The organism is Chitinivorax sp. B (genome assembly GCF_005503445.1).
Classification (GTDB): Bacteria; Pseudomonadota; Gammaproteobacteria; order Burkholderiales; family SCOH01; genus Chitinivorax.
In genome coordinates this window covers 1-2080 of sequence record NZ_SCOH01000127.1, presented here as the reverse complement: position 1 = coordinate 2080, position 2080 = coordinate 1, and the positions used below count along the sequence as shown (strand labels likewise).

At 49.5% G+C, this 2080-nt stretch carries 2 protein-coding genes; both read left to right on the top strand.

The window, feature by feature from the left end; all coding sequences use genetic code 11:
* Positions 1–846 (top strand): RHS repeat domain-containing protein (locus FFS57_RS24680; RefSeq protein ID WP_283204935.1); only part of this gene is annotated, 846 nt, incomplete at its 5' end.
* Between the two features lie 65 nt (positions 847–911).
* Positions 912–1403: a hypothetical protein gene (locus FFS57_RS24675; protein WP_137940476.1), complete on the top strand. Its 492-nt coding sequence runs from the start codon at positions 912–914 to the stop codon at positions 1401–1403.
* Positions 1404–2080 lie beyond the last annotated feature (677 nt).

Genomic DNA, 2080 nt, shown 5'->3' with positions numbered 1-2080 from the left:
ACCCCGATTGCGGTGGTGCGCCCCAACAGCAGCGACCCCAGCAAACCGCTGATCTACCACGTCTACGCCGACCACCTCAACACCCCACGCGCCATCTACGACGCGTTCAACAAGCGGTTGACCTGGCGCTGGGAAAGCGAAGCCTTCGGCAACACCCTACCGGATCAGGATGCAGACAAGAACGGCAGCCAGTTCGTGTACAACCTGCGCTTTCCGGGGCAGTATTGGGATAACGGCATCAAGCTGAGTCATAACTGGTATCGGACCTATAATCCGGAGACGGGGCGGTATGTTCAGAGTGATCCGATTGGGTTACAGGGTGGGTTGAATACGTATGGGTATGTCCGTGGCAATCCAACAACGCAGTATGATCCAGATGGACGCTTTATTTTTGTAGCCGCTTTTGGTTGGGGGGCGGCAACAGCGATGGCCGATATGGCTGTTGCTGGTGCCGCGACTTGGTGGTGGCAGAATCAGGTATTGCCAGACGCTTATTCTGGCCCGATGGCTGCAGTGGCGCCGACTTCTCCGCCCCGAACATTATCGCCAACAGAATCCGTACAAAAGGATAATGAATATAACGAATATAAAGATAACTGCAATAACAATAATAGACCTCCTGATTATAGCAACTGGAGTGATTGCAAGAAGGTGCTTTTTGATCTCAATGAAGCGAAAGCATGTGCTAAAAAGAGACAAGATTGGGACAATAAGTGGGCTGGAACTTATGATCCCGTAACTGGCATGGTGGCTAAAGCCCATCCTACAAGCATTGCGGAAGCACTAAATAGGGTCAGCAAACTGTCTAAGGAAATTCTCAAGCGCTGCGCTCCGAATTGTAAATAAGCCGTATTAATTTTCGTTTGTGATAATGGCAGCTCTTTTTAGGCTGCCTTTTTAAGGATTCATATATGCATGAAACCACACCATCCCTTCAGGATTGGGATGAAAAAAATATGGATGCAGATTGCAAATATGCATTTAATAAATTTTTTGGAGTTTCAAATAAAGAGGCTGATGTTTTATTCAAAAAAAGTCCTCTAGCCGCATTGGAGGATATTAGATCTATGCCTCCCAAGCCATTTTGCTATTATTTATTGGCATTTAGAGATTATTTATTGAGCGGAGATCATGGGTTTTTAAATGGTTCCGATGCCGCAAGCGGTTATTTGAATACGATAAAAGAAGCATTGGAAAATTCACCGCTGGTCATCTCGGAAATAATGCCTGAATTAAAGGCTTCTATCGTTTTTTTGTCTAACAATCAAAGTTATTTTGATGCGGATCCTGATATCTATGGGGATTTCTCCATTAGGGCTGCCGATATAATGCAGCTATATGAGAAAGTAATTCTTGGTCATGACTACAAATCAATGGGATCGCAATCATTGGGGTCAGAGTGATTGATCTGCCGCCGGCCGCCGTGTGCGGCTGGTCGCGGTCGGCTCAGGTCCAGTTCGCCAGGGTGGGCCGATCAGACTGGTTCAGCACCCATTAGCGGACTTGAGATCAAATCATCCCCCTTGCCCGGCCTAGCCGGGCTTGCTTTGTGCGCCCAGCATGGGCGCACTCCTGCGGGTGAAAGTCCCGTCGCGAGCTGATCACAACGAGCGAAGCGAACCGCAACTGAGCGAGGGTGACCGAGCGTGGGAAGGAAGCGGGGAGCGTAAACCGTGAGTCGAGGTACACGAACCTCATCCGAGGCGCTGCCGAGCAGGGCGAGCGGGCAAAGGACCGCAAAGCTCTCGTGATCAAGGCGAAGCAGCGTAAATGGGGCGACTGTGCGGTGAAGGAGTGCGTTCTTACCTTACATGGACGCCCCAGTTACACAAGTATTTTGGCAACAACTTCAAGAAGGTTGGGATTGCAGCCATACATCCGGATTTTCAATGAGGCCGTCGCCTCTATCCCTGATGGAATTTGCTGGTTGATTTCCAATCAGGGGATCGCACTGAATGCAAACCCACAACCAATGGGGTCAGAGTGATTGATTTGGTGTGCTGTGAGTGTTAGCCTTTCTCTGTGACGTCAGGAGAAACCCTCGTGGCACGTTTACCTCGCCTCTACTTTCCCGGTTGCG